Raw genomic sequence first — 25,616 nt, forward strand, 5'->3', positions numbered from 1 at the left:
TCAGAGGGTGGTGGTGTCGTCGGTGCGGAGTTCGCGGTCCAGGCGGTGCGGGTCGACATCGAGTAGCGCGCGATCCCAGTCGCCCAGGTCGGCGGCGGCCGCGTAAGTGGTGTCGAGGAAGTGCAGCAGGGTGGCGTCGGGGTCGGCGGACTGCCGCACCACCTCGTAGGGCAGGACGAATTCACCCAGTGTCGAATCCCAGTGCGCGCCATCGGGTCCCGCGGGCTGTGCCGAGTAGCCGTCGGCCTCGGGATAGCTGTAGGCGTAGAACATTCCCTCGGAACCGCCGGGCCAGAAGCCGGCGCTCGCGCATTCGCGGGAGTACGCCTCCTCCATCACCCAGTTCGCGCAGTTGGGGGCGCCGCCCGGATGCCGCGGTGCGGTGCGTCCCGAGAAGCGGGTGCACGCCAGGTCGAAGGAACCCCAGAACAGGTGCACGGGGCTGGATTTGCCGGCGAAACCCGCGCGCCACAGCTGGAAGACCCGGTTGATCTGCACCAGTTGTTGCCAGCACAGCCCCATCGCATGGGCGTCGTAGGACTGGTGGGTGGTGTCTTGCGCGAAGGGGATCGCGGGATCGACCTCGTTGGGTGCGGCTTCGATGCGCACCGTGACGTCGAGGCGGTCGAGCACCTCGACGAATTCGGCGTAGAAGTCCGCGACGGTGCGTGGCCGCAGACCCATCGCGGCATGCAGTCCGTCGCTGGTACGAAACACCAGTTCGTGGTCGGCGAAGTCGAATTCGATGTCGAGGGCGCGGCCGTCGACCGGGATGGCGCCGGTGGCGAGTCCACGCGCGCTCACCGCGAAGGTGGCGTTCCACCAGTGGTTCACCAGCGGGCTGCCCGCCATCTTCACCTTGCCGACGATCTGCGACCACATGTGCACCGTGTCGCGGGTATCGGACCAGGAGTCGACCCGCAGGATGGGCCAGGTCGCCTTGGGTGGAGTGATTCGGGTCATCGGTTCCTCATTCCTCGGGTGCGCGGCGGGTGCGATCGGGTCCGTTGAGCAGCCTCGACATGGCGTCGAGTTCCTCGGCGAACACGTCGCGGCGACGGCGTTGTCCACAGGAGGTGAGCAGGCGGGCGAAGTCGGCGCCCGCCTTGTCCACGCGGGCGCGCAGGCTACCGGCCTCCCAGGAGCCGAAGTCGTCGGTGGCGGCGTAGACGCCGGTCGGCGAGATGATGGCGTGCAGGTAGGAGAACATCGGGCGCATCGCGTGTTCGAGCACGAGCGAATGCCGGTCGGTGCCGCCGGTCGCGGCGATCAGTACCGGCATGTCCGACAGTGTTTCCTCGGGCAGCACGTCGAAGAAGGACTTGAACAGCCCGCTGTAGGAGGCGTTGAAGGCCGGTGTCACCGCGATCAGGCCGTCGGCGTCGGCCACGGTGTCGAAGGCCGCGGAGAGTTCGGTGCTCGGGAAGCCGGTGAGCATCGCGTCCATGATCGCGCGACCGAGGTGGCGTAGTTCGAGCACCGTCAGTTCGGCCTCGCCGTCGAGTGCGACCCGCACCGCCGCACCGAGCCGGTCGGCGAGCAGCCGGGTCGAGGAGGGTTCGCGCAGTCCGCCGCTCACCACGGCGATCTTCTTCACCGCGCGTCCTCGTCGGCGCCGGCCCGGCTCCGGGCCGCGGCGACCTGCGAGGCGTGGGTGGGCGCGTCGGGTACCTCGTCCCCTCGGCCGACGGCGAATTCCTTGCGCAACACCGGGATCACCTCCGCACCGAGCAGATCCAGTTGTTCGAGCACGGTTTTGAGCGGCAACCCGGCATGGTCGACGAGGAACAGCTGACGCTGATAGTCGCCGACATAGTCACGAAAGCCCAGCGTCCGGTCGATCACTTCCTGCGGTGAGCCGACGGTCAGCGGGGTCTGGGCGGTGAACTCCTCCAGTGACGGACCGTGCCCGTACACGGGGGCGTTGTCGAAGTAGGGCCGGAACTCTTCGACCGCGTCCTGGCTGTTGGGCCGCATGAACACCTGGCCTCCGAGGCCGACGACGGCCTGTTCGGCGGTGCCGTGCCCGTAGTGGGCGAAGCGCTGCCGGTACAGCGCGATCATGCGTTCGGTGTGCGAGGCCGGCCAGAAGATGTGGTTGGCGAAGAAGCCGTCGCCGTAGTAGGCGGCCAGCTCGGCGATCTCGGGGGTGCGGATGGCGGCGTGCCAGACGAAGGGCGCCACGTCGTCGAGTGGGCGCGGCGCCAGGGTGAAGCCCTGTAGCGGTGTGCGGTACTTGCCGCTCCAGTCGACGATCGGTTCGTCCCAGAGCGCGCGCAGCAGCTCGTAGTTCTCGACGGTGAGCGAGACGGCGGCGCGAATGTCCTTGCCGAACCACGGGTAGACCGGCCCGGTGTTGCCGCGCCCGAGCATGATGTCGACCCGGCCCTCGCTCAGGTGCTGGAGCACGCTGAAGTCCTCGGCGATCTTGACCGGGTCGTTGGTGGTGATCAGCGTGGTCGACGTGGACAGGATCAGCCGCTCGGTCCGCCCGGCGAGGTAGCCCAGCAGGGTGGTGGGCGAGGAGGGCACGAACGGCGGGTTGTGGTGCTCACCGGTGGCGAAGACGTCGAGGCCGACCTCTTCGGCCTTCTGCGCGATCGCCACGGTGGCCGCGATGCGTTCGTGTTCGCTCGGTGTTCGACCGGTCGTCGGATCGGGGGTGACGTCTCCGACGGAGAAGATCCCGAATTGCATTCCGCTCATGCAGTCCCACCTCGGTCGCTCAGAGCCGGGGAGAACCCGGCTGCCTGGTCAAACGTGCGGCGTGCTGGTCGCGTCGCCTCATCCTACGTCGATCCGTGGGGTGCGTCGCGAGCGGAGAACTCCGTGGTGCACACTTGTCTGAGACTCCAAGTCTCATATATCGTGGGATCTGCGCCACACCGAAGGAGACATCGCCGATGCTGTCGACAGTGAAGAACACCGCCACCGATCCCGAATACCACGAGATCCTGCGCAATCTGTCCGAAGGCTCGGTGAACCGGCACTTCGATCCCTACGTCGACATCGACTGGGAATCGCCCGAGTTCGCCGTCCACGCCGACGACCCGCGCTGGATCATGCCGGCGGAGGACCCGTTGGGCCGCCACCCCTGGTACAAGGCCCAGCCGATCGAGAAGCAGATCGCCATCGGCATGTGGCGCCAGGCCGGCATCGCCAAGGTGGGTCTGGACTTCGAGCAGCTGCTGATCCGTGGGCTGATGCAGTACCTGATCTCGGTGCCCAACGGTGACCCGGAGTTCCGGTACATCACCCACGAGGCGGCCGAAGAGTGCAACCACACGATGATGTTCCAGGAGATGATCAACCGCATCGGTTACCGCGATGTGGTCGGCATGGGCACCATCGACCGCAAGCTCACCATGGCCATCTGGCCCGCGGTGAAGTACTTCCCCGAACTGTTCTTCACCATGATCCTGGGTGGCGAGGAGCCCATCGACCACCTGCAGAAGTCGCTGCTGCGCGGCGGCGTGGACCTGCACCCGATGGTGCAGCGCGTGATGCAGATCCATGTGGCCGAGGAAGCTCGCCACATCTCCTTCGCCCACGAATACCTGCGCCGGAATGTTCCCGGCATGAACGTGGTCACCAAATCGGTGCTGTCGGTGTTGTTCCCGATCGCGATGCGGATCATGCTCGACATGATCATGACGCCGCCGAAGGAGTTCGTGCAGAAGTTCGACATCCCGGCCGAGGTGATGCGCGACGCGTACTGGAGCAGCCCGGAATCGCAGTCGGTGATGCGCAACATCTTCGGTGATGTGCGCGCTTTGGCCACCAACAGCGGCCTGATGAACCCCGTCGCGCGGCTCACCTGGCGCCTGCTCGGCATCGACGGCCCGGTCACCCGCTACCGCAGCGAACCGGCCCGCAAGGTCGCGTGAGTCCGTGGGGCCCGCCGGGTTTCCCAGCGAGCCCCACTACGCTCACCGCGTTCGACAGTCGCCGCGCCCCACTTGCTGAGCTCGGCCGTTCGCAAGGCAGACTGTACACAGCGATGTACAGTGGGATATGGCTGATTACGAGAGTGTCCCGCTGACCGAGTTACGGGGTCAGCTCGGAAGTGTCTTCGACGGGGTGTCCGCCAGCGGACGGCCGGTGATCGTGACCCGGGAGGGAAAAGAATTGGTCGCAGTGGTACCCGCGGAAGTATTGCGGCACGGGGCACTACCGCCCGCCTACTTCAACGACGATCTGCGCGAACAGATCCTCGGCGGGCTCGACGATCGGATCAAACAGCATTCCGCCGACGACGTCGCCGAGGCGGAGGCGAAGCTGAGCAAGGTGATGGGCGCGCTGGACGGCACGGCCGCGGGCCGCCGGTGAGCGTCGCCGACCACACCGCACTCACCTCATTGGCCCGGTCGCCGCTGTTCGGGCAGGTGATCATGCGCCAGTTCACCCAGCAACGCCGAATCATGGTGGTGCCCACGGTGAGTCTGATGGCCGCCATGCGAGCCGTGGACAACATCGACGAACTCGGACGCCTGCTCGACAACCGCGTCGCGGTGCGCTGGGCCGAGCTCGACGCGGCCGGCGCGATCCGCACCGGCACCACGGTGCCGATGGCCGACGACCACACCGACTGGCCGCTCATCGCGCCGGTCGTGTTCACCGCCCAGAACCTCGACATGCCGGTGCTCACCGCCAAACCCGAGTTGTACCGGGGCTACAAGGTGCACGTCGCGCCGATGCCGTGACACCCGGCTGAACAGCGAGTTCACGGGGGCGGTGGTCAAACGTGAAATCCGTCTCCTGTTACGGTGCGCGAACCAGGAAAAGCTGCACCAGGAACACTCGAGGAGAGCTGGTTATGCATCATCTGAGTTTCATGCGTCGCTGCACCACCGCGATCGCTGCCACATCGGCCGCAGTCGCCCTCGTCTTCGCCGGCCCCGCGGCCGCCGACCCCACCACCCAGACCGTCGATGTGGCCGCGGCCGTCTCGGATCTGCGCACCTCCGTCGCCGACGACCCGAGCGCGCTGGCGGCGCTGGACCGGCTCACCGCCGACGGCACGGTCGAGGTGGCCCTGCCCGCCCAGCCCTTCCAGATCCCCGCCACCTCCGATATCGGCCAGAACGGCACCGGGCCGGGGGTGTACGGCTCGGGCATCGCCCTGGACGTCGACGGTTTCCGCTTCGGCTTCTTCGGCGGGCCCGGCACCATCGCGCCCGTACAGGACGGCGCGAAGCTCGAGGTGATGTGGCTGAATCTGTCCACCGGGCAGAGCGGCACCGCGGTGCTCACCGAGCACATGGATGTGCCGGTCGACACCACCATCCGTACCGCACCGCTGGAGACCGGCAACGGCCTGATCGTGGCCGCGGTGTACGGCAGCCTGTGGCACCGCTGGTCGGTGCCGGTCGACGAGGCGCACCCGGACGGGTACGCCTACCAGCTCGCGCATATCCAGCAGCCCTCGTTCGGCGCTGTCAACAGGTAGTTCCGCTGCGGCCGCGCACGGTTGTGCCCTCACGGGCAGCAGTCGTGCGCGGCCGGTCGGCGGCGGCCCCCGTAACCTGGGCGACCGACCGGTAGCGGAGGGCGGACCGCTCGATGAATTTCTCGGCGATTCCCGTCCAGCGAACTGGACACGTGATCAAAATGGATCATGTTCAAACGAATAGTGTTGGCCGCCTTGTGTACTGCGGCAGTAGTTCTCCCCGTCACCCCGGCCACCGCGGCACCCCCGGCCGAAGCGCCGCGCATCGCCTCCTACAACGTGTTCATGCTGGCCGAAGCGCTGTACCCGAACTGGGGCCAAGAGCAGCGCGCCGACCTCATCGCCGGCCAGAACGTGCTGGCCGACCAGGACGTGGTGGTGCTGCAGGAGCTGTTCCACAACTCCGCCGGCGATCGCATGCTGGGCAACCTGCAGTCTGCCTACCCGCACCAGACCCCGGTACTGGGCCGCTCGCGCAGCGGCTGGGACGCCACCCAGGGCTCCTACTCCGCGTTCACTCCAGAAGACGGTGGCGTGGCCGTGGTCAGCCGCTGGCCGATCAACCGCAAGATCCAGTACGTCTACGCCGACGCGTGTGGCGGTGACTGGTTCTCCAACAAGGGCTTCGTCTATGTGGAACTGGCCGCGCCCGGCGGGCCGGTGCACGTGATCGGCACCCACATGCAGTCCGAGGACGACGGCTGCAGTTCGGGTGAACCCGGGCGCATGCGGGCGAGTCAGCGCGCCGAGATCCGCCGCTTCCTCGACGACCGGCGCATTCCGGCCGATCAGCCGGTGTACGTGGCGGGCGACATGAACGTGATCGAGGCCAGTGCCGAGTACCCGGCCATGATCAGCGAACTAGGTGCCGTCACGCCCGACCACACCGGGCATCCACACTCCTGGGACTGCGCCGACAACACGGTCTGCGTCGACCAGTACAGCGCCGACTACACCTCTGAACACCTCGACTACGTCCTGCCCATCGCCAACCGCGCCGCCCCGCGCACGTTCGTCAACGAAACCCGGCGGGTGAAGAGCCCGGCGTGGAGCGTGACCACCGGCGGTGAGACCTACACCTACACCGACTACAGCGACCACTACCCCGTATTCGGTTACGCCGGCTGACCGGTCGGCCGCGTAGCGCCCGCGGCACCGGCGGACCCAGTAGGTTGACGGCGTGGAATTGGTCGACCGACTCGAAGAATTGGAACGGCGCGTCGCCGCCCTGGAGCACGCACGGCACGAGGGCGGCGACGCGCCGCTGCCGTGGGCGGTGGCGCGATTGCGCGAGGAGTTCGCCGAGGCCGGGCAGCGCACCGGCGGGGTACTGCTCGCCGGTGCGCTGCAACTGCCCACCGGTGAGCGCTTCGACTGGCAGGCCCAGTACCCCACCGACGCCATCGTCGGCGACGTGTGGACCATCGAGGCCGCCAACTGCCTCGCCGCCCTGGCCGATCCGGTTCGGCTGCGACTGCTGCAGGAAGTGGTCTACGGCCGCCGGACCGCCGCCGACCTGGCCGCCATCGAAGAACTCGGCACTTCGCCCGAGATCTACCAGCATCTGCGCCAGCTCGCCGCGGTCGGCTGGTTGCAGACCGCGGGACTGGGTCGCTTCGAGGTGCCCGAGGGCAGACTCGTCCCGCTACTAGCGGTGCTGGCGGCCGCGCAGCGCTGAACAGACCGCTTCTTACCTGGTGAGCACGGCGCCCCGGCGACCGGCACCACCCTCCCCGACGCCGACGCGTGTCCCGTTTGCCCGATTGAAAGCTGTGATGCGGGGCACACCGACTGCTACGGTGGGCATCGAGACAACAATGTTTGTGGAGGTAGTCGAGTGAACGTGGCCCATCTGCTCGAAAGCGTGAAAGCGCTCGGTGTCCTGCGTGCGCGTGGCGTCTCCGACCCCAAGAAGCCGCGCGAGACCCTGCGGACGATGAAAGAGTCCAAGATCTACGGTCCGCAGGCCACCCTGGTGCGGCACTCCGCGCGCGTGGTGCCCGACCAGGTGGCACTGGCCGACGAACGGGGCGAGCTCACCTACCGCGAACTCGACGAGCAGTCCACCGCCATCGCCCGTGGTCTGCACGACGCGGGCATCGGCGAGGGCATGGTGATCGCCGTACTGGCCCGCGATCACCGCGGCCTGATCATGTCGATGATCGCCGCGGGCAAGCTGGGCGCGCGGATCGCGCTGATGAACACCGGTTTCGCCAAACCGCAGTTCGCCGAGGTCTGCGAACGCGAGAAGGTGCGCGCGGTGCTGCACGACAGCGAATTCCTCGGCCTGCTCGACGCCCTGCCCGCCGACCTCCCGCGCTACCTCACCTGGGTCGACGAAGGCACCGAACTTCCCGCTGGCACGACGACGTTCGACGACCTCATCGCGAACAACGCCACCGAGGACCTGCCCGCGCCGAGCAAACCGGGCGGTTTCATCATCCTCACCAGCGGCACCACCGGCCTGCCCAAGGGCGCCCCGCGCACCAAGGTGACGCCGATGGCCACCGCACAGTTCGTCGACCGCGTGCCCTTCCCCAAACAGGGCGTGATGATGATCGTGTCGCCGATCTTCCACAGCACCGGCCTGGGCACCTGGCTGGTCGGCACGATCCTGTCGAACAAGATCGTCATGCGCCGCCGCTTCGACGCCGAGGCCACCCTCGCCGCCATCGCCGAACACAAGGTCGAGATGCTGGTGTGCGTGCCGACGATGCTGCACCGGATGACCGAACTGCCGGCCGAGGTCCGCGCGAAATACGACCTGTCGTCGCTGAAGGTGATCCTGTTCGCCGGTTCGGCGCTCACCCCGGAGCTGTGCGTCCGGGCCACCGAGGCCTTCGGGCCGGTGCTCTACAACCTCTACGGGTCCACCGAGGTGGCCATCGCGACCATCGCGAACCCCGCCGAGCTGGCCGAGGCGCCGGGCACGGTCGGTCGCTCCCCGATCACCTGCGAAGTCCGCCTCTACGACGAGAACGACCAGCAGGTGCGCGAACCGGGCGCCAGGGGCCGGATCTTCGTGCGCAGTGGCGCGCCGTTCGAGGGCTACACCGACGGCAGGCACAAGCAGATCATCGACGGTTTCATGTCCAGCGGCGACATGGGTCACTTCACCGAATCCGGGCTGCTCATGGTCGACGGTCGCGACGACGACATGATCGTCTCCGGCGGCGAGAACGTGTACCCGCAGGAGGTGGAGAACCTGCTGGTGACCCGGCCCGAGGTCTTCGACGTGGCGGTCGTCGGCGTCGACGACGCGGAGTTCGGAAAACGGTTGCGCGCCTTCGTCGTTCTCGAAGAGGGCCACACCGTCGACGCGGCCGAACTGCAGGCTCACGTCAAGTCGAACCTGGCCAGGTACAAGGTGCCGCGCGAAGTGATCTTCGTCGACGAGCTGCCACGTAACGCCACCGGCAAGATCCTGCGCCGTGTGCTGGTCGACTATGAAGTGTCACAGTGATGCGACCGCGCTGAGACGGGCGCCACAACTCGCGGCCACTGCTTGCTATTGTTAGCACCAGCACTGGATCTCGAAGACGCGGTCCGGCCCCGCGCGGCGTGCGCGGGTTCGGTCTGCCGAAAGGCTGCTCGATGTCTCTGTCACTGCCCGCGCTGAGCGGCACGGCCCGGCGCGCAGGCGATTTCGCCCTGGGCGTCAAGGTCATGGTCGACCGCAAACTGTTCAATCCGTTGCGTCCGGACCATGCGGCCCGCTCCTTCCGCAACGTCTCGAGGTTCGGGCCCTTCGCCGGCGTCGTCATGCATGCCGCGCAGACACGGCCCGACGCCGGCGCGATCGTCGACGAAAAAGGTGAACTCACCTTCGGCATGCTCGACGAACAGTCCAACGCGTTCGCGCGCGGGCTGCGCGCCAACGGCATCGGCGAGGGCGACGTGGTGGCCGTACTGGCCCGCGACCATCGCGGCATGGTGCTGAGCCTGCTCGCCGCGGGCAAACTCGGCGTGCGGGCGGTGCTGATGAACACCGGCTTCGCCAAACCACAGTTCGCCGACGTGGCCGCCCGCGAGAAGGTCAAGGCGGTGCTGCACGACAGCGAGTTCTTCGACCTGATGAGCGCGATTCCCGAAGAGATCCCGCGCGTGCTCACCTGGGTCGACGAGGCCCACGGAACCGATGCCTCGATGGCCACCGTGGCGTCGCTGTCGTCTGGCCGGTCGGTGGCGCCGCTGTCACCGCCGAGCAAGGCGGGCGGCATGGTGATCCTCACCAGCGGCACCACCGGCACCCCGAAGGGTGCCCCGCGCGACAAGGTGAGCCCGTTCGCCTCGGCCCAGTTCGTCGACCGGGTGCCGCTACCCAACAACGGCACCATGATCATGGCGGCGCCGATCTTCCACGGCACCGGGTTGTCCCAGTTCACGCTCGGTCTGGCCCTGGGCAACCGGGTGATCTTCCAGCAGCGCAAGTTCGACCCGGAGAGCACGCTCGCCAATATCGTGAAATATCAGGCGGATTCGCTCGTCGTGGTCCCGACCATGCTGCAGCGCATCCTCGACCTGGACGAGCGCATCCTGGCGAAGTACGACCCGCGCACCATCAAGGTGATCTTCGCCGCCGGCTCGGCCATCGCCCCCGATGTGGTGACCCGCTGCCTCGACTACTTCGGCGACAGCCTCTACAACCTCTACGGTTCCACCGAATGCGCGGTGATGACCGTGGCCACTCCGCAGGATCTGCGCAGGTCACCGACCACAGCGGGCAAGGCGCCGGTCGGTATCCGGATCGTGCTGCTCGACGAGAACCGCAAACCGATCACCGAACCACACGTCACCGGAACCATCTTCGTGGACAACGGATTCGCCTTCACCGGCTACACCGACGGCCGCACCAAGGAGATCGTCGACGGCATGATGTCCAGCGGTGACGTGGGACACTTCGACGAGCACGGGCTGCTCTACATCGACGGCCGCGACGACGACATGATCGTCTCCGGCGGCGAGAACGTCTTCCCGCTCGAGGTGGAGAACCTCATCGCGGGCCGCGCCGACGTCTTCGAAGCCGCCGTGGTGGGCGTCGACGACCGCGACTACGGCAAGCGGCTGCGCGCGATCGTGGTTCCCGGGCCCGAATCCGCGCGCGACCCGCAGGAGATCAAGGAGTTCGTCCGCCAGAACCTGGCCCGGTACAAGGTGCCGCGCGAGGTGATCTTCGTCGACGAACTACCGCGCAACGCCACCGGCAAACTGCTGCGCAAACCGCTGACGGAAATGGACTTCGACGGCTCCTGAACCGCAACCCGGCCCCGGTGAGCCCGCCTGGGCCGGGTTCGGTCCGCCGCACCGTGGAGTGACGATCTACCATCACCAGCGTGAGCATCGAGTCCGGGCAGGCGTGCGCGTCCTCGCGTGCTGCCGGCCTGCGAGGACGTGGTGCCGGTGGCACGCGGCTGCGCGATGCCCACGGTGCGGGCTCGCGTGGGGCCGGTGACGCACGCTCGCACGGTGCCGATGACGCACACCCACAGCGTGCCGGTGATGCACGCTCGGAGGGTGCCGGTCGTGCACCCTCACAGAGCGCCGGTCGTGCACCCTCACAGAGCGCCGGTCGTGCACCCTCACAGAGCGCCGGTGGCGCACCCTCACAGAGCGCCGGTCGTGCACCCTCACAGAGCGCCGGTGGCGCACCCTCACAGAGCGCCGGTCGTGCACCCTCACAGAGCGCCGGTGGCGCACCCTCACAGAGCGCCGATGGTGCGCGTTTGCGTGGGGCCTGTGCGGGGGCGATGTCCGGTGCGTTGTCGCTGGCCGCCCACGGGCTGATCACCGATGGCGGGCTGCCGGGGAGCACCACGGTCGTGTTGCTGGCGGCAGCCTCGGCGGTGGTCGGTGCGCTCGTGGCCGGGCTCGCGCCGCTGCGCAGCAGTGCGGTGGGTCTGGTGGTGGTGCTGCTGGGCGGTCAGCTCGTCGGGCACGCCACGATGAGCTGGTCCGGGCACACACATCACCCCGAGGACTCCCTCGGTCTCGGCATGCTCACGGCCCACACTTTCGCCGCCGTCCTGGCGGCCGCGGTGATCACCGGCGCCGAAACCGCCTATCGCATCGCCCGCACCGCCCTGGCTCGCGTCCTCCCCAAGCGCTACCGCGCCCCTCGTATCCCGGACCCGGCGCCACTGCGCCTGTCCCACCGCCCGCGCGTAATCCTGCGGATCCTCACCGCTCACTCGCGCCACACCCGCGCCCCACCCCACCCGATTCCTTTCTGACCTTCCCCCACCCGGTGCACCGGCCGTCTTCGGCCGTGCACTTGCCCGCGATCGGTACGACTGCGCTCGATAGATGCATTCGGCACACCATCGGCGCGCACCGAGTACACACCGCCGGTGAGCACGTCATCACCGGTGCACACAGCAAGCGTCGGTAAGCACGTCACCATCGGTGCACACAGCAAGCGTCGATAAGCACGTCACCATCGGTGCACACAGCAAGCGTCGATAAGCACGTCACCATCGGTGCACACAGCGAACGTCGGTAAGCACGTCATCACCGGTGCACACGGCGAACGTCGGTACCCACACCGTCGGCACGCACCGTGCACGTCTGCCGAGCGTTGCTCACGTCGGATATGGCCGTACCAGAGCAGATCAGGCACGGTTTCGCTGTCCGGTGCACCGCGCACCGGCGGGGCACGCGCATCTCGGTCAACGGTCTGCGCGGTTCGTCCCGTTCCGCGTGGTCACCGCGAGTACCGACAGCTGTGCCGTGGTTGCGCGTTGTGCGCCGTTGCAGCTCGCGGCACACGCTCGCCGACCTCGGACGACGTCAGCCGGCCCCGCGACTGTGCCGTCGGTGTTCGCGACTGTTCCGTCAGCGTTCGTGGTCGAGCGTCGGTGTTCGCGACCGTGCCATCCGCGTTCGTGGTCGAGCGTCGGTGTTCGTGACCGTGCGATCCGCGTTCGTGGTCGGGCGGTGGTGTCTGTGGCCGCCGATCGCAGTGGCCGGCTCGCACGCCGAGCCGATCGCACCGGCCACGCTCGCACGCCGAGCCGATCGCACCGGCCACGCTCGCACGCCGAGCCGATCGCACCGGCCACGCTCGCACGCCGAGCCGGTCGCACCGGGTTCCCTCACTCCAGAAACGAATCATCATGAGCATCACGGACTCCCGTCCGGTCGAAGACCGTTCCCTCCCATCTGCGACCACCACCGCCGCGGCCCCTCGCGCAAGGGGGCGCATGCGCCTGTATCCGCTGGCCATGCGCCTGCACTTCTACGCGGGGATCTTCGTGGCCCCGTTCATTCTGATCGCGGCACTCACCGGCGCGTTGTACGCCATCGCGCCGACCATCGAAGGTTTCGTCTCGCGTGACCTGTTGCAGGTCGAGACCACCGGGGCCGAGCAGGCGTTGTCGACGCAGGTCGGCGCCGCCGTCGCCGCCCGCCCGGAGCTGACGCTCGTGGCCGTGGCCCCCGCACCGCACGACGGTGACACGACCCGCGTGCTGTTCGACGACCCGGCGCTCGGCGATTCCCAACGTCTGTCGGTGTTCGTCGACCCGCACACCGCGCAACCGGTCGGCGAGGCCGTCGTCTACGGCAGTGGTGGCGCGCTCCCCCTGCGAGCGTGGGTCAGCGAATTCCATCGCAGTCTGCAGCTGGGTGAGCCCGGCCGGCTCTACAGCGAGTTGGCCGCCTCCTGGTTGTGGGTGATCGCCCTGTTCGGTGCGGTGTTGTGGGTGCACCGGGTGCGTAAGCGGCGTACCCGCCGCGCTGCCGGGTGGTTGTTCGCGCCGGATCTTTCGCAGCCCAAGCGCCGGAAGATGAACTGGCACGGGGCGATCGGCGTCTGGATTCTGCCGGTGGCGCTGCTGCTCTCGGTCACCGGTGTCACCTGGTCGGCCTACGCCGGGGAAAATGTCACGACGCTGCGGCAGGCGCTGAGCTGGACCACCCCGTCGGTGAGTACGACCGTGCCCGGCATCGCCACCGATCCCACACCAGCCGGCTCCGCCCGATCTGGGCCCGGCGAAACACCCGGTGCCGCAACCACGGCCGACGCTCACCACGGTGCGACGGATCCGGCTCCCGTTCCGTTAGATCAGCACGCCCGTATCGCCCAGCTCGACCAGGTCTACGACACCGCACGTGCCAACGGCATCACCCAGGGCGCCGAGATCACCGTCCCGGCCGGTTCGGCGGCTTTCGCCGTCAAGGAACTGCGGCTGCCCGGCACCTATACCGTCGACGCGGTCGCGATCGACGGCCCCACCGGCACCGTCGTCGACCGGCTCGCCTACGCCGACTGGCCACTGATGGCCAAGCTCACCAACTGGGGTATCGCCTTCCACATGGGGCTGCTGTTCGGCTGGCCGAACCAGGTGCTGCTGGTGGCGATCATGCTCGGCCTGGTGACGGTGATCGTGCTCGGCTACCGGATGTGGTGGCACCGGCGCCCCACCCGCGCGACGAGCCGGTTCGCGGTCGGGGCCGCGCCGCGCCGGGGTGCGCTGCGCAAGACCTCGCCGTGGCTCACCGTGCCGTTGCTGGTGGCGGCCGGGGCGGTGGGGTGGTTCCTGCCGCTGGTGGGGCTGAGTCTGCTGGGCTTCTTCCTGATCGATATCGCGCTCGGTCTCGCCGCCCGCGCCCACCCGGTCGTGTGATGGTTGTAACGTCGGCCGAACGAACGAGGAAGCACCCCATGTACTCACGACAACACGAGTACCCGCTGATCGGAGCGCAATGAGATTTCCTGCTCGGGTACCGGCGATGTGTCCGGCCGCCCCGGTGGTGACCGTCACCCGCGGCCGGCGCTGAATCGATGACGCTGTCCCGCCGACATCTCCTGCGCGCGGGCGCGACCGGTTCGGTCGCGGCCCTGGTGGGGGTGTCGGCGGTGAGCAGCGCCAGGTTCCCCGCGCCACGCCGACTCGGCGACCCGTTCTCCCTCGGCGTGGCCTCCGGGGAACCCACGCCCGACGGGGTGGTGCTGTGGACCCGGCTGGCGCCCGATCCGCTGGCCCCCGACGGATACGGCGGGATGTCGATCAGCCCGGTGACCGTCGACTACGAAGTGGCCGAAGACGAACGGTTCAGCAGAGTGGTAGCGCGTGGTTCGGCGGTGGCCACGCGCGACCTCGGTCACAGCGTGCACCCCGAGGTGGGCGGTCTGGCCCCGGATCGCTGGTACTTCTACCGTTTCCGGGCCGGCTCGGCCATCTCGCCCACCGGTCGCACCCGCACCGCGCCGGCGCCCGACCGGCCCGTCGACCGGCTGCGCTTCGCGTTCGCGTCGTGTCAGTCGTGGAGTTCGGGCTATTACACCGCCTACGAGCACCTCAGCGCCGAAGACCTCGATCTCGTCGTGCACCTGGGCGACTACATCTACGAGACGTCCTGGGTGCTCGCGCGCCGAAGCGCGACCGTGCCACCGCAACTCACCGACGAGGCCGTCGACCTGGCGGGTTACCGACTTCGTTACGCCCAGGCCAAGTCCGAAGCACCGTTGCAGGCCGCGCACGCCGCCTTCCCGTGGCTGGTCACGCTCGACGATCACGAGGTCGACAACAATTGGGCGGCCGACCATCCGGGGCTCGGCTTCGACGTGTACCGGATCCCGGCCCTGTTCCGGCGGCGCAAAGCCGCGGCGCTGCAAGCCATGTACGAGCACCAGCCCATGCGCCTGGCGCAGCTGCCCGCCGGCCCTTCCATGCACCTGCACCGCCGCTACCGCTTCGGCGACCTGGCCGAGTTCACCATGATCGACACCCGCCAGTACCGCACAGTCCAGGCCTGCGGCGACGGCAACGCGGTCGCCGACTGCGCCGAACGATACGTCACCGACCGCACCATCCTCGGTGCACCGCAACGTGACTGGCTCGTCGGCGGCCTGGCCACCTCTACCGCCCGCTGGCAGGTGCTCGGCAACCAGGTGGCCATGGCACAGTCGGACTACGACCCCGGCCCCGAGCTGCGGTTGGCCACCGATTCCTGGGACGGCTACATCGCCGACCGCAACACCGTGCTCGGCGCGGCCGCCGACCACGACGTGCGCAACCTGGTGGTGATCACCGGCGACCGGCACGAGAATCTCGTCGCCGACCTGCGCCGCGACTACCGCGACCCCGAATCGCCGGTGGTGGCCACCGAGTTCGTCGGCACCTCGATCAGCACGGGTGGTGACGGTGCTGATGACACCGGCCTGGGGCGCGCGCTGCTCGATGCCAACCCCGACATGAAGTTCCACAACCGCCAGCGCGGGTATGTCCGGGTGGCGCTGGATCACCAGATGTGGCGCACCGATTTCCGCGTGGTGCCCTATGTGCGCACACCCGGCGCCCCGATCAGCACCCGGGCGAGTTACGTCGTGCGCGATGGTGTCCCGGGTGCGGTGCCGGACTGAATCTCACGTGTCCGGTGTGCTGTCCTCCACCGTCTGCTCGTGCGGCTCGGGTACTCGCACCGGGCGAAGCCACGCCCAACCGATGAACAGGACCGCGGCCCCGCCCATCCCCAGCCCCGCCCACAGATTCACGTCGAGCCCACCGGTCTTCACCGACTGCGCGGCCGTGTCCTGCACCAGCGAGGTGATCACCAGGATGATGCCGTAGCAGCCGAGGAGCGCACCGATGATCGTGCGGATGTCGAAAAGCATTGTCCTGGCTCCTTATCCGATGATGATGTTGAGCGCGATCACCAGCACGAGTGCGATGCCCGCGAGCAGGACCGGCCGCTGGTACCACGGCAGCGTGTCGGCATCGGGATCGGTGCGCTGTTCCTTGGGTGTCTCCGAATACACCAACCCCACCAGTTCGGCGGCGGGTTTGGGTTGGGTCACCATGGTCACCGCGACGCTGACCACGATGTCGACCACGAAGGCGACACCCGCGGCGACGAAACTCGCGCCCTGCCCCGACAGCGACGTCACCCCGGTCTCGTTGAGAATGAACACGAAGATCGCGGCGAGGGTGCCGCTGACCAGGCCCGCCCAGCCCGCGGCCGGGGTCATCCGTTTCCACAGCATGCCGAGGATGAAGGTCGCGAACAGCGGGGCGTTGAAGAAGCTGAACAGTGTCTGCAGGTAGTCCATCATGTTGCTGAATCCGCCCGCGATGAACGCGGTGAAGATCGCCGCCACCGTGGCGCCCACCGTCGCCAGCCGGCCGACCCTCAGGTAGTACCCGTCGGGGCGGTCCTTGCGCACGTACTGCTGCCACAGGTCGTAGCTGAACACCGTGTTGAAGGCGGAGATGTTGGCCGCCATGCCCGCCATGAACGCCGCGAGCAGTCCGGCCAGCCCGACCCCGAGCAGACCGTTGGGCAGTACCTCTTTCATCAGGAACAGCAGCGCCTGGTTGTAGGTGACCTCACCCTCGAAGTCGGGATTCGCGGCCATCTGCTGCTTGTACTCGATCATCTGCGGCACCAGGACCGCGCTGATCATGCCGGGAATCACCACGATCAGCGGGATGAACATCTTCGGGTAGGCCCCGATGATGGGAGTGCGGCGCGCAGCGGCGATGGAGTGGGTGGCCAGGGCGCGCTGCACCTCGACGAAGTTGGTGGTCCAGTAGCCGAAGGAGAGCACGAAACCCAGACCGAACACGATGCCCATGATGGAGGCGAAGTTGTCGGTGAACCCGCTCATCGCGTTGCCGGGCCAGGTGTTGAGCTGATCGGCGCCGCCCGGGGAAGCACTCACCTTGTCCTGCAAGCCGTCCCAGCCACCCACGCGGTGCAGACCGACCAGAGTCAGCGGCAGCAGCGCCGCGACGATCACGAAGAACTGCAGCACCTCGTTGTAGATCGCAGCCGAGAGCCCGCCGAGGGTGATGTAGGACAGCACGACCACCGCCGCCGCCACCACCGAGACCCACAGCGGCCAGCCGAGCAGCACATTGACGATGGTGCCCAGCAGGTAGAGGTTCACCCCGGCGATGAGCACCTGGGCGACCGCGAAACTCAGCGCGTTCACCAGGTGGGCGCCGGTGCCGAAACGCCTGCGCATGAATTCCGGGACCGAACGAACCTTGGAGCCGTAGTAGAACGGCATCATCACCACGCCGAGGAACAGCATGGCCGGCACCGCGCCGATCCAGAAGTAGTTGAAGGTCGGAAAACCGTACTGGGCGCCGTTGGCGGACATACCCATGATCTCCACCGCGCCGAGGTTGGCGGAGATGAAGGCCAGACCGGTCACCCAGGCGGGCAGTGAGCGCCCGGACAGGAAGAAGTCGACACTCGACGACACCCGGCTGCGGGCGATCAGACCGATGCCGAGTACGAAGACGAAATACAGCGCGACCAGTGCGTAGTCGACCGGTGCCGCATCGAGTCGCAGCGTCGAGGCCGCGTCGAGCGAAAGTGCGGGTGAATCGGCGAGCGACACAGCGAGTCCCTCCTGGCGTGGGAACCGGGCGGCGTACGGGCGTGGTGCACGGTGCGGGTCGCGCCGCCCGCCGAACTGTTTCGGCTGGTTCTACTGTGGGCGATTGTGCCTCAGGCCACCGGCAAAACCACGGATTGCCGATGGACTATCGGTCAGTCCAGTTTCCGGGCGCCCGCGGCGGGCTCGACCGGGAACAGCCGTGGTGGCGCGAAACCGGTGGCGGCGAAACGGCGCGTGATCTCGGCGCTGACCCGAGCGGTGTCGACGGTGTCGACGAGCGCGAGCACGCTGCCACCGAAACCGCCGCCGACCATCCGCGCACCGTGTGCCCCGGCGCCCAGGGCGGCGGTGACGGCCAGGTCCAGGGCGGGCGCCGAGACTTCGAAGTCGTCGCGCAGGGATCGGTGCGAGGCGCTGAGCAGCGCCCCGATCGCCCGCGGGTCCGCACCCGCGCCCAACAGTTCGACCACGGCCAGCACTCGCGCGTTCTCGCTGATCACGTGCGTCGCCCGGCGCCGCAGCAGCGGGTCCGCCAGTCGTGGCAGGTCTGCGCCGGTGGCATCGCGCAGCGCCGCGACACCCAGTGCGGCAGCGGCGGACTCGCACTGGGCTCGGCGCTCGGCGTAGCCGCCGTCGGCCAGGTCGTGCGGATGTCCGGTGTCGGCCACCAGCAGGGTGAGCCCGGAGGCGGGCAGATCGAACGGTATCTGTTGTGCCGCATCGGTTTCGGGACCGTCCGGCGCGGTGAAGGCGCGGACGTCGAGGAACAGGGCATGACCGGCGGTACACAGGATCGACGCCGACTGGTCGAGCACACCGGTCGGTACACCGGCGAAGCTGTTCTCCGCCGACCTGGCGAGCTCGACCATCGCGCGATCGGGCAGGGCCGCGGCGAACAGGTCGCGCAACGCCACCGTCACCGCGCAGCACAGGGCCGCCGACGACGACAGCCCGGCACCGATCGGCACCGCGCCGTCGAGGTCGAGACTCACCCCGTCGACCGGATGCCCGGCGCGCACGAACTCGTGCACGACGCCCAGCGGGTAGCGCGCCCAGCTCGGCAGCCGATCCCGTTGCGCGGCGAGGTCGTCGACCGCCACCTCGATCACCTCGCCGGCGCGCTGCGCCGAGGTGAGCCGCACCTGCCGGTCCGCGCGGCGCCGCGCGGCGCAGACCACGCCCAGCGACAGCGCGATGGGCAGCACGAACCCGTCGTTGTAGTCGGTGTGCTCGCCGATGACGTTGAGCCGGCCCGGCGCGATCCACCTGTCCACCCGCACTCCCCTTCCGCTCGCCCGGCGGGCCCCGCCGGCCCACCGATGTATGGCCGGCGCCGGGAGCGGACCGGGCTACCGCTGTCGTAGCTCGTCGAGCACCTGCCACAGACCACCGACAGTGTCGCAGGATCCGTCCACCAGGACGCGGTCCGGGACCACCACCTCGATTGCCGTTGCCAGGGCGGTGAGCACCGGGATCGAAGACCGGCGAATCGACACCGACCGATCTCGGTTCCACTGGCGTCGACGGTCACCTCACGAGTCCGGGTGGAATAGGTCGCGCAGGTGCTCGTCCCGCCCCGGATGGCGTCAAGGTGGCGACAACGTGGCCACGAACGTGTCATGATCGTCTGAGTTGTAACGGTTTTGAGCGTCGGCGTCTGCCGACTGGGGATTTGCTCGGACAACAACACTCGGTGCTCCTCGGCCGACGCAGTCGAGCGAATTCACCGGCCGCACAGGTCGATCGGCGCCGCTCGTATGCGCGGCAAGATCTAGGGGGCCCTGATGAGCATCGGCGACGGACATCGGGGCGCGACGCGCTGGTGCGCGGTGCTGCTGGGGGCGGCTGGGGCGGTGCTGCTCGCGGCGCTGCTGGAGGTACGCGCGCTGTCGCTACTGCTGTTGCTGGTGATCGTGGTGGCCGGCCTGGCGATGATCGGTGTGGGCCTGCGCAAACACCGGCCCGACCGGCGGTTGGCCTGGTACCTACTGGCCGCGTCGATCCCACTGTTCGCCGCGGGCACCGCGATTCGCGAACTCGGCGTGCACGCCGGCTGGCACCCCGCCGACGACCTGTGCACGCTGGCCGCCTACTGCTGCCTGGGCCTGGCCGCCGTCGGCTGGTTGCAACCGCGCCGGATCGTCGGCGCCCGTGACCTCTGGCTGGACTCGATGCTGATCGGCCTGAGTGCGCTGCTGGCGTCGTGGACGTTCCTGATCTCACCGATTCTGCGGCACGGCAGCGGTTTCGAGGCCGCCCTGAACGCGTCCTACCCGGTGATCGACGCGCTGCTGCTCACCGCGCTGGCGCATTCACTGGCCACCGCGGTGGGCTCGGCGAGATCACTGCGGCTGCTACAGGCGGCACTGATCGCCGTACTGGTCGGCGCGGTACTCGAAAGCCTCACCACCGCAGGGACATTCGCCCACGGCAGCCAGTTCACCCTGGTCGCGCAGCAGTGGGCGTATCTCCTGGCCGGACTGGCCGCGTTGCACCCCTCGATGCGGGAACTGCACGACTCCGACGAGGTCCATCCGCACCGTTCACGCAGGCGTGCCGGGGTGATCGCGGTGGCGTTGGTGGCCGCCTCGCTGATCAGCGTCGTCGGCGCCGATCTGGGTGTGGGCGACCGGGTGGTGATCTGCCTGCTGCTGACCCTGCTGCTGGTGGGGGTTCTGGTGCGCAGTGAACGCGCCATCGCCCGGAGCCTGCGCAGTGAACGCCGCGCGCAGTACCGGGCCGACCACGACCTGCTCACCGGGCTGTTCAACCGGGCGGCGCTGCTGCGCGCACCGCACCGCTACCGCGAGCAATGGGCGGGAAAACCGTTGTGCCTGGTGTTCATCGACCTGGACGGCTTCAAGATGGTCAACGACAGCTACGGCCACGCCGTCGGCGACGAACTCATCGCCCACGCCGCCGCGCGTATCCGCCGCACCACCGGCAGCGTCGATGTCACCGCGCGCTACGGCGGCGACGAATTCGTCGTGCTCGCCCCGCGCAACCGCGCCGAGGCCGCCGTGCTCGCCGAGCACCTGCTCGGGGCGTTCGTACGGCCCTTCGATCTGAGCTGCGGCGAAATCCCCATCACCGCCAGCATCGGAGTGGCCTGCCTGCACACCCGTCCGAGCGAGACCACGATCTACGACCTGATCCGCGACGCCGACGCCGCGATGTACCACGCCAAGGAATACCGCCTCGGCCTGGCCTTTCACGACGACCTACGCAAACCGGGCACCCGCCGGGCACTGTGCCGGGCCGTCAAGCCCGCCAGCACAGCGGTCTAGCGCGGCTCGGCTACCTGCCAGGGCTCAGTCGCCCAGCTCCTCGAGCAGCCTTTTGGCCGCCTCCAGTTCGGCCTGTAACTGGGCGACCTTGGCCTGCTGCGCGTCGCGAGCCGCTTCCAGGATGCCCGCCACAACTTCCTCGACCTCCGGGTGCAGGATCTTGGCGGCCTGCGCGACCGCGCCACTGTTCACCGCCAGCCCCTTCACGCTGCGCTTCTTGCCGTTGACCACGTCGACGGTCCACTCGCCGTCGGCGGTGCCGGTGAGGGTGACCGTCACCTCGGGAACCTTGGACTTGCGCGCGGCCGCCGACTTGGCCGGGCGGGTCGTAGCCGGCTTGGGCGCGGTGGCCTCACCGGCCCCGGGCGCGGTAGCGCCCGACGCGGGGGTGGGTGCGGCCGGGGCAGGGCTCGACGAAGTGGTCGGCTGGGGAGTCACGGGGTTTTCCTTTCGGTTGCCCGGCTCGGGGGCGGGGGCCGGCCGGGTCTTGGCAGATCCGGCCGGCGCACCGGTGGCCCCGCGGGCCGGCTTGGTCAGCGTCAGCTCGCTCGGGCCGAACGAGAGCACATCTTTGGAACCGGTGGGCCGCACCTGCAGGAAGTCACCGTCGGCCGGGTCGCCGAGGGCCACGACCTTGCCCGACTTGCCCTCCGCGATGCCGACGGCGGCCGCGGTGAACCACACCATCGGCGGTTTACCCCCGGCGAGCTCGTCGGCGATGCGCGCGAGCTCGGTCTCGGACAGAACCGGGGGAGCTGATCGGCGGGATGCGGACTTGGTGCTCGGCGAGGACATCGTGGACTCCGGGAGGTTGGTGCGTGCTAGAGCGTGGTGTGTGTGGCACCGATGATGCACCACAGCACCGACAAGTTTCGCCCTAGCCCGCACCCCGGCGGCGAAAACCCGTTTCCGAAGCGGGTTTTGCGGCGAACGAGCTCAGCGGGCGGTGACGTTGCCTCGGCTGCTCGGGCGGATGTTGGCCCGCACCGCGTCGATGTCGGGGTAACCGTTGACCGCCATCAGCAGATCGGCTTCGGCGGCGTAGCTGCGCAGCAGATGCACCAGCCCGCGTACCCCGCCCAGTGCGAGGCCGTACACATAGGGCCTGCCGAGGCCGACCATCGTCGCCCCGAGGCCGAGCGCCTTCACCACGTCGGTGCCCGAGCGCACGCCGGAGTCGAACAGCACCGGTACCCGGCCGTCGCAGGCCGCGGCGACGGCGGGCAGGGTCTCGAGCGCACTGAGCCCACCGTTGGCCTGGCGACCACCGTGATTGGAGCAGTAGATACCGTCGGCGCCCAGGTCGATCGCCCGGCGCGCGTCCTCGGGATGGGAGATGCCCTTGAGGATGAGCGGCAGATCGGTGAGCGACCGCAGCCAGCCCAAATCGTCCCAGGTGAGCGAGTTGCCGAAAGTGGAGATCCAGTGCAGCACGATCATTTTCGGATCGTCGGAGCCGACCATCCGCTGGAACACCGGGTCGCTGGTGTAGTTCTTCAGCACATGCCCGCGCAGTTGCGGGAAATTGCCGCTGGCCAGGTCACGTGGCCGCCAGCCGGGCACCCAGGTGTCGAGGGTGACGGTGATGCCCGCGTACCCGGCGGCCTCGGCCCGGCGCACCAGGCTCTCGGCGAGCTCACGGTTCTTCGGGGTGTAGAGCTGGAAGAACGCGGGTGTATCCCCCGCGTGCGGGCGCACGTCCTCGAGGGGGTCCTCCATCAGCGTCGAATACATCGCGGGCACACCGGTTTGCGCCGACGCCTGCGCCAAGGCGATGTCGCCGTGGCCGTTCTCACCGACCAGACCGATCACGCCGACCGGCGCCATGAACAGGGGGCCGGCGAAGCGGTGACCGAACGCTTCGACAGTGAGGTCGCGTTCGGTGGCGCCGACCAGCATGCGCGGCAACAACCCCCAGTCGGCGAACGCTTCGGCATTGCGGCGCTGGGTGAGCTCGTCGCCCGCGCCACCGGCGATGTAGTTCAGCAGCGTTTCCGGCAACGCGGCCGTGGCCTTGCGCTCGAGCGTGGCGTAGTCCATGGGGAATTCGGGCTGGATCCCGCCGAGGGCGGCCAGGTAGATCTCGTTCTGATAGTCGGCGAACTGACTCATCGCTGAACTTTCGCATGCGAGCTGTAGTTCACAGGCCGCGGGGCCATGTAAGGTGCGTCATACTCGAAAATAGGCAGCAGCGTACCCAGCAGCGCGTTCCGAGATTGTGAGTGCCCCTGTCGTGACCGTCGTCGAACCCTCGGCCGCGCCCGCCGATCCGGACGCCGTACTCGCCGAAAGCATCGCCTGTGAGGCCATCCGCCGCCTGACCCGCCTCGCGCTCGGATTGTCCCAGGATTCGATGGATCTGCTCACCTCGGTCACCGACCGGCTACGCGCCGCCGAAGGCGCGTTGCGTGATCCGCTCACCAGCGACCTCGGCTTCGACTGACCCCTTGGCGGCTCCGGCCGGTTTTCCGACCCGTCGCCGTACTCGGCAGCTGACCGGTCGGCACCCTTGCGCGGTGGCTCCCTGCGCTCGTCACGTCGCTGCCCGTGACTGAGCCGAATTCCCACCGGAGACCCCGCCTTTCGACGCGGCCGCGTCACGTTTACCAGGGCCGATGCATGCCGGCACCACTCCAGCGGGTCAGCTCGCGGAGCTGTGCGCCAGATAGCCGAGGGCAACGATTGTGACTCGCATCACCAAAAATGATTGACAAAGCCACACGAATGGGCATAAAACAACATGAGTACACATTCAGTGCAGCGGAGGAACTCATGTACGCCGAGGAACGGCAGCAGGCGATCGCCACCCTCATCGGGCAGCGTGGGCGGGTCTCGGTCGCCGAACTCGCCGACCGGTACGGAGTCACCACCGAAACCGTGCGCCGCGACCTCGCGGTACTCGACCGGATCGGCCTGATCCGGCGGGTACACGGCGGCGCGGTGGGCTCCGGCGCACTCACCACGATCGAACTCGGCACCGCCGAACGCGACAGCACCCGGGCCGCCGAGAAGGACCGCATCGCCGAACTCGCCCAGCGGTACCTGCCGAACTCCGGTGGCAGCGCGCTGTTCGACGCGGGCACGACCACCGCGCGGGTGGCCGCCGCGCTGCCGGTGGACCTCGACCTCGTCGCCGTCACGAACTCGCTGCCGATCGCCACCCGGCTCACCGGATTCGCCGGTGTGCGGGTGCACCTGCTCGGCGGGCGCGTACGGGGCCTCACCCAGGCCGCGGTGGGCGCCGAAACGCTGCGACTGCTCGGCGAACTGCGCGTCGACGTCGCCTTCGTCGGCACCAACGCGCTCACCCTGCGGCACGGACTTTCCACCCCCGACCTGGAGGAGGCCGCCGTGAAACGGGCGATGATCGCCGCCGCCGACCGGGTCGTGGTGGTGGCCGACGCGGGCAAGATCGGCCGTGAGGACTTCGTGCGTTTCGGCGACATCGCCGATATCGACGTCCTGGTGACCGATACCGACATCCCGGCCGCCGCGCACGCGGAACTGGTCACCGAAGGAATCGAGGTGGTGCTCGCATGATCGTCACACTGACCGCGAACCCGAGCGTGGACCGCACGGTCACCCTCACCGAGCCGCTGCGGCGCGGACAAGTGCATCGCGCGGCGCAGGTCACCTCACAGCCCGGCGGCAAGGGCGTGAATGTGGCGCGGGTGGCGGCCGCGGGCGGGGCGCCGGTGCTGGCCGTGCTACCCGGCACCGACAACGACCCGGTCGTGAGCGGATTACGCAGTGCTGGCATCGATTTCCGCGCAGTGGCGGTGAGTGGCGGACCACGCATGAATCTGACCATCGCCGAGACCGACGGGACCACGACCAAGATCAACGAACCCGGACCTCCGCTGACAGCGCAAGAGCTCACTGAACTCGCGGCCCTGCTCGTGGAACTGGCCGCTGGTGCCGACTGGATCGTGCTGTCGGGGTCACTGCCGCCCGAGGTGCCCGTCGACTGGTACGGGCAACTGGTCACCGAATTACGCACGCACACAGCGGGTTCGGCCGATGGCAGGCGCACCCGCGTGGCGGTCGATACCTCCGACGCGCCCCTGCTCGCACTGTTCGGCGAAACAGCCGGTACCGCACCGGATCTCGTCAAACCGAACTCCGACGAACTGGCTCAGCTCACCGGACTCGATGCCGCCGACCTCGAAAACCCCACAGCCGCAGCCACAGCCGCGGCCGCACTGGTCGAACGCGGCGTCGGCGCGGTGCTGGCGACACTCGGCGCGGCCGGTGCGGTACTGGTCACGGCATCGGGCGCGTGGTTCGTCGCGGCGCCCCCGATCGCGGCGCGCAGCACCGTCGGCGCCGGCGATTCGGCACTGGCCGGTTACCTGCTCGCCGAGCTGGCCGGACTCGCGCCCGCCGACCGGCTGCGGACCGCCGTCGCCTACGGCAGCGCCGCCACCGCACTGCCCGGCACCGAGCTACCGGGACCGGCCGACATCCTGCTCGACGCGGTCACCGCCCATCCGCTACCGGTCCAGCCCCCGATCCCGACCTGATCCCCGCC

General features: G+C 68.6%; 24 protein-coding genes. 15 read left to right on the forward strand and 9 right to left on the reverse strand.

Translation table 11 applies throughout. The features are described from left to right. The 3 genes from ACFO5K_RS13675 to ACFO5K_RS13685 are packed head-to-tail and all read right to left on the reverse strand — an operon-like array spanning position 1 to position 2,697. Entirely contained in the window at positions 1 to 963 is a 963-nt protein-coding gene (locus tag ACFO5K_RS13675) for a DUF5996 family protein (RefSeq protein ID WP_378561350.1), read from the reverse strand. A 7-nt stretch (positions 964 to 970) separates the two neighbouring features. Next, complete coding sequence (locus ACFO5K_RS13680) at positions 971 to 1,597, reverse strand: FMN reductase (RefSeq protein ID WP_378561353.1); 627 nt, start codon at positions 1,595 to 1,597, stop codon at positions 971 to 973. After that, positions 1,594 to 2,697 carry an LLM class flavin-dependent oxidoreductase gene (locus tag ACFO5K_RS13685; RefSeq protein ID WP_378563815.1) on the reverse strand — a complete coding sequence of 368 codons (1,104 nt, stop codon included), beginning with the start codon at positions 2,695 to 2,697 and terminating at the stop codon, positions 1,594 to 1,596. Before ACFO5K_RS13685 ends, ACFO5K_RS13680 begins: the two co-directional genes overlap by 4 nt. 206 nt (positions 2,698 to 2,903) lie before the next feature. Here ACFO5K_RS13685 and ACFO5K_RS13690 point away from each other — a divergent pair, with 206 nt between their 5' ends. The 11 genes from ACFO5K_RS13690 (at position 2,904) to ACFO5K_RS13740 (ending at position 15,812) form a co-directional block, all read left to right on the forward strand. Continuing rightward, positions 2,904 to 3,887 (forward strand): AurF N-oxygenase family protein, encoded by a 984-nt coding sequence (locus tag ACFO5K_RS13690; RefSeq protein ID WP_378561356.1) that lies wholly within the window; start codon positions 2,904 to 2,906, stop codon positions 3,885 to 3,887. Positions 3,888 to 4,014: 127 nt separating this feature from the next. After that, positions 4,015 to 4,329, forward strand: a complete 315-nt coding sequence (locus ACFO5K_RS13695; protein WP_378561359.1) for a type II toxin-antitoxin system Phd/YefM family antitoxin — start codon at positions 4,015 to 4,017, stop codon at positions 4,327 to 4,329. Next, a complete protein-coding gene (locus tag ACFO5K_RS13700; RefSeq protein WP_378561362.1) occupies positions 4,326 to 4,703 on the forward strand; it encodes a hypothetical protein in 378 nt (125 codons plus the stop codon). The genes ACFO5K_RS13695 and ACFO5K_RS13700 overlap by 4 nt, the downstream gene beginning before the upstream one ends. Positions 4,704 to 4,816: 113 nt before the next feature. Continuing rightward, positions 4,817 to 5,449, forward strand: coding sequence for a hypothetical protein (locus ACFO5K_RS13705; protein WP_378561365.1), 633 nt, complete (start codon positions 4,817 to 4,819; stop codon positions 5,447 to 5,449). A 168-nt stretch (positions 5,450 to 5,617) separates the two neighbouring features. After that, positions 5,618 to 6,577 carry a sphingomyelin phosphodiesterase gene (gene sph / locus ACFO5K_RS13710; RefSeq protein ID WP_378561368.1) on the forward strand — a complete coding sequence of 320 codons (960 nt, stop codon included), beginning with the start codon at positions 5,618 to 5,620 and terminating at the stop codon, positions 6,575 to 6,577. 52 nt (positions 6,578 to 6,629) lie between these two features. Beyond that, positions 6,630 to 7,127 carry an ArsR/SmtB family transcription factor gene (locus tag ACFO5K_RS13715; protein WP_378561371.1) on the forward strand — a complete coding sequence of 166 codons (498 nt, stop codon included), beginning with the start codon at positions 6,630 to 6,632 and terminating at the stop codon, positions 7,125 to 7,127. A 159-nt stretch (positions 7,128 to 7,286) separates the two neighbouring features. Then, positions 7,287 to 8,912: an acyl-CoA synthetase gene (locus tag ACFO5K_RS13720; RefSeq protein ID WP_378561374.1), complete on the forward strand. Its 1,626-nt coding sequence runs from the start codon at positions 7,287 to 7,289 to the stop codon at positions 8,910 to 8,912. 131 nt (positions 8,913 to 9,043) lie between these two features. Continuing rightward, positions 9,044 to 10,702 carry an acyl-CoA synthetase gene (locus tag ACFO5K_RS13725; protein ID WP_378561376.1) on the forward strand — a complete coding sequence of 553 codons (1,659 nt, stop codon included), beginning with the start codon at positions 9,044 to 9,046 and terminating at the stop codon, positions 10,700 to 10,702. Positions 10,703 to 11,196: 494 nt separating this feature from the next. Continuing rightward, positions 11,197 to 11,679 carry a hypothetical protein gene (locus ACFO5K_RS13730; RefSeq protein WP_378561379.1) on the forward strand — a complete coding sequence of 161 codons (483 nt, stop codon included), beginning with the start codon at positions 11,197 to 11,199 and terminating at the stop codon, positions 11,677 to 11,679. Positions 11,680 to 12,561: 882 nt separating this feature from the next. After that, on the forward strand, positions 12,562 to 14,073 hold the full coding sequence (locus ACFO5K_RS13735; RefSeq protein ID WP_378561382.1) for a PepSY-associated TM helix domain-containing protein: 1,512 nt from the start codon (positions 12,562 to 12,564) through the stop codon (positions 14,071 to 14,073). Positions 14,074 to 14,231: 158 nt separating this feature from the next. Then, the gene (locus ACFO5K_RS13740) at positions 14,232 to 15,812 is read left to right on the forward strand and encodes an alkaline phosphatase D family protein (RefSeq protein ID WP_378561385.1); all 1,581 of its coding nucleotides are present in this window, start codon (positions 14,232 to 14,234) and stop codon (positions 15,810 to 15,812) included. A 3-nt stretch (positions 15,813 to 15,815) separates the two neighbouring features. Here the strand turns inward: ACFO5K_RS13740 and ACFO5K_RS13745 are convergent, their stop codons facing one another. The 4 genes from ACFO5K_RS13745 to ACFO5K_RS13760 all read right to left on the reverse strand — a co-directional run bounded on the left by ACFO5K_RS13745 (position 15,816) and on the right by ACFO5K_RS13760 (position 19,294). Next, on the reverse strand, positions 15,816 to 16,064 hold the full coding sequence (locus tag ACFO5K_RS13745; protein ID WP_378561388.1) for a hypothetical protein: 249 nt from the start codon (positions 16,062 to 16,064) through the stop codon (positions 15,816 to 15,818). Positions 16,065 to 16,076: 12 nt separating this feature from the next. Next, positions 16,077 to 17,798 (reverse strand): sodium:solute symporter family protein, encoded by a 1,722-nt coding sequence (locus ACFO5K_RS13750; RefSeq protein WP_378561391.1) that lies wholly within the window; start codon positions 17,796 to 17,798, stop codon positions 16,077 to 16,079. A gap of 152 nt (positions 17,799 to 17,950) precedes the next feature. Next, positions 17,951 to 19,072, reverse strand: coding sequence for a galactokinase (gene galK / locus ACFO5K_RS13755; protein WP_378561394.1), 1,122 nt, complete (start codon positions 19,070 to 19,072; stop codon positions 17,951 to 17,953). Positions 19,073 to 19,147: 75 nt separating this feature from the next. Then, entirely contained in the window at positions 19,148 to 19,294 is a 147-nt protein-coding gene (locus ACFO5K_RS13760; RefSeq protein ID WP_378561397.1) for a hypothetical protein, read from the reverse strand. A 288-nt stretch (positions 19,295 to 19,582) separates the two neighbouring features. Between ACFO5K_RS13760 and ACFO5K_RS13765 the strand changes: the two genes are divergently transcribed. After that, a complete protein-coding gene (locus ACFO5K_RS13765) occupies positions 19,583 to 21,085 on the forward strand; it encodes a diguanylate cyclase (protein ID WP_378561400.1) in 1,503 nt (500 codons plus the stop codon). A gap of 24 nt (positions 21,086 to 21,109) precedes the next feature. Here the strand turns inward: ACFO5K_RS13765 and ACFO5K_RS13770 are convergent, their stop codons facing one another. Both ACFO5K_RS13770 and ACFO5K_RS13775 read right to left on the reverse strand, forming a co-directional pair. Further along, entirely contained in the window at positions 21,110 to 21,880 is a 771-nt protein-coding gene (locus tag ACFO5K_RS13770) for a DUF6319 family protein (RefSeq protein ID WP_378561403.1), read from the reverse strand. A gap of 141 nt (positions 21,881 to 22,021) precedes the next feature. Continuing rightward, on the reverse strand, positions 22,022 to 23,197 hold the full coding sequence (locus ACFO5K_RS13775; RefSeq protein WP_378561406.1) for an alpha-hydroxy-acid oxidizing protein: 1,176 nt from the start codon (positions 23,195 to 23,197) through the stop codon (positions 22,022 to 22,024). Between the two features lie 121 nt (positions 23,198 to 23,318). Here ACFO5K_RS13775 and ACFO5K_RS13780 point away from each other — a divergent pair, with 121 nt between their 5' ends. The 3 genes from ACFO5K_RS13780 (at position 23,319) to ACFO5K_RS13790 (ending at position 25,608) form a co-directional block, all read left to right on the forward strand. Further along, positions 23,319 to 23,528 carry a hypothetical protein gene (locus tag ACFO5K_RS13780; RefSeq protein ID WP_378561409.1) on the forward strand — a complete coding sequence of 70 codons (210 nt, stop codon included), beginning with the start codon at positions 23,319 to 23,321 and terminating at the stop codon, positions 23,526 to 23,528. Between the two features lie 329 nt (positions 23,529 to 23,857). After that, positions 23,858 to 24,625 carry a DeoR/GlpR family DNA-binding transcription regulator gene (locus ACFO5K_RS13785; protein ID WP_378561412.1) on the forward strand — a complete coding sequence of 256 codons (768 nt, stop codon included), beginning with the start codon at positions 23,858 to 23,860 and terminating at the stop codon, positions 24,623 to 24,625. Next, entirely contained in the window at positions 24,622 to 25,608 is a 987-nt protein-coding gene (locus tag ACFO5K_RS13790) for a 1-phosphofructokinase family hexose kinase (RefSeq protein WP_378561415.1), read from the forward strand. Before ACFO5K_RS13785 ends, ACFO5K_RS13790 begins: the two co-directional genes overlap by 4 nt. Positions 25,609 to 25,616: the final 8 nt, after the last annotated feature.

The sequence above is a fragment of the Nocardia halotolerans genome (genome assembly GCF_042650145.1).
Classification (GTDB): Bacteria; Actinomycetota; Actinomycetes; order Mycobacteriales; family Mycobacteriaceae; genus Nocardia; species Nocardia halotolerans.

Bases quoted from the DNA above. Each gene is read 5' to 3' on its own strand.
- ACFO5K_RS13675 (WP_378561350.1), bottom strand. From the start codon at position 963: ATGACCCGAATCACTCCACCCAAGGCGACCTGGCCCATCCTGCGGGTC.
- ACFO5K_RS13685 (WP_378563815.1), bottom strand. From the start codon at position 2,697: ATGCAATTCGGGATCTTCTCCGTCGGAGACGTCACCCCCGATCCGACG.
- ACFO5K_RS13690 (WP_378561356.1), top strand. From the start codon at position 2,904: ATGCTGTCGACAGTGAAGAACACCGCCACCGATCCCGAATACCACGAG.
- ACFO5K_RS13695 (WP_378561359.1), top strand. From the start codon at position 4,015: ATGGCTGATTACGAGAGTGTCCCGCTGACCGAGTTACGGGGTCAGCTC.
- ACFO5K_RS13705 (WP_378561365.1), top strand. From the start codon at position 4,817: ATGCATCATCTGAGTTTCATGCGTCGCTGCACCACCGCGATCGCTGCC.
- sph (WP_378561368.1), top strand. From the start codon at position 5,618: ATGTTCAAACGAATAGTGTTGGCCGCCTTGTGTACTGCGGCAGTAGTT.
- ACFO5K_RS13725 (WP_378561376.1), top strand. From the start codon at position 9,044: ATGTCTCTGTCACTGCCCGCGCTGAGCGGCACGGCCCGGCGCGCAGGC.
- ACFO5K_RS13730 (WP_378561379.1), top strand. From the start codon at position 11,197: ATGTCCGGTGCGTTGTCGCTGGCCGCCCACGGGCTGATCACCGATGGC.
- ACFO5K_RS13735 (WP_378561382.1), top strand. From the start codon at position 12,562: ATGAGCATCACGGACTCCCGTCCGGTCGAAGACCGTTCCCTCCCATCT.
- ACFO5K_RS13740 (WP_378561385.1), top strand. From the start codon at position 14,232: ATGACGCTGTCCCGCCGACATCTCCTGCGCGCGGGCGCGACCGGTTCG.
- ACFO5K_RS13745 (WP_378561388.1), bottom strand. From the start codon at position 16,064: ATGCTTTTCGACATCCGCACGATCATCGGTGCGCTCCTCGGCTGCTAC.
- ACFO5K_RS13765 (WP_378561400.1), top strand. From the start codon at position 19,583: ATGAGCATCGGCGACGGACATCGGGGCGCGACGCGCTGGTGCGCGGTG.
- ACFO5K_RS13770 (WP_378561403.1), bottom strand. From the start codon at position 21,880: ATGTCCTCGCCGAGCACCAAGTCCGCATCCCGCCGATCAGCTCCCCCG.
- ACFO5K_RS13775 (WP_378561406.1), bottom strand. From the start codon at position 23,197: ATGAGTCAGTTCGCCGACTATCAGAACGAGATCTACCTGGCCGCCCTC.
- ACFO5K_RS13785 (WP_378561412.1), top strand. From the start codon at position 23,858: ATGTACGCCGAGGAACGGCAGCAGGCGATCGCCACCCTCATCGGGCAG.
- ACFO5K_RS13790 (WP_378561415.1), top strand. From the start codon at position 24,622: ATGATCGTCACACTGACCGCGAACCCGAGCGTGGACCGCACGGTCACC.